The following is an 869-nucleotide window of genomic DNA, read 5'->3' on the forward strand; positions in this document are numbered from 1 at the left end:
AAGAAAAAGAGAAAAAGGAAGCTGATGAAGACAAGGCCAGTCTATTGAGAGCAAGCCGTCATGAATTATTGAGTTCCGTAGAAAAAAATAGTCATATTACGTTAAATTATACTTTATTAATTTTTTTATCTGCTGTGGTCGCCACCGTCGGTTTTCTTAAAGACAGCGAGGCGGTAGTCATAGGTGCCATGGTTATCGCTCCTATGATAGGTCCTGTCATTGCCATTGCTTTTTCTTCCATCCTCGGTGATTATAAGTTACTTGGAAAATCCATTGTGACTTCTCTCTATGGTGTAGCGATTGTTCTAATCATCTCTATTCTTTTTGGATTCTTCTCCGATATGGGGATGGAAACAGATCAATACTTAGATCGAACGAAGGTTACCATTGTCGATATATTCTTAGGGGTGGCTTCTGGTGCTGCCGGGGCGCTTGCGTTTCTGAATCGACTTTCTGGAAACTTAGTCGGTGTAATGGTTGCCGTTGCCTTACTTCCACCTAGTGTGGCAATGGGGATGTCTCTTGGCGATGGCTCTTATGAATTGGCTTTCGGGGCTTTTTTACTAGTAACCGTGAATATTATGTCAATTTTATTATCAGCCGTCACGATCTTTTCAATCAGTGGTATTCGTCCTGTTCGATGGGAAGAGGTAAAACGTGCCAATGTTTCCAGACCTTTGTCCATCGTTTTTGTCCTCGTCATCATTATGATCCTAGCTTCCGTGATTCTGGTTGGAAAAGGTGTCACAAGTCCATAGTATGGATTATCTCGGCTTTGCAGCTGTGATTCTTTAGGGGGTATTATCACAGTAAAGTGCAGAATTCTGTAAGACTCGATTTCGAGATACTTTCGGTTCCGTTGCTAAATA

General features: G+C 41.7%; 1 protein-coding gene. It reads left to right on the plus strand.

Annotated elements, in window-relative coordinates:
• Positions 1–758: TIGR00341 family protein (locus tag LD39_RS20645; RefSeq protein ID WP_035553179.1), on the plus strand; the 758-nt coding region annotated here is incomplete at its 5' end.
• Positions 759–869 lie beyond the last annotated feature (111 nt).

Source organism: Halobacillus sp. BBL2006, from assembly GCF_000786645.1.
GTDB lineage: Bacteria > Bacillota > Bacilli > Bacillales > Halobacillaceae > Halobacillus.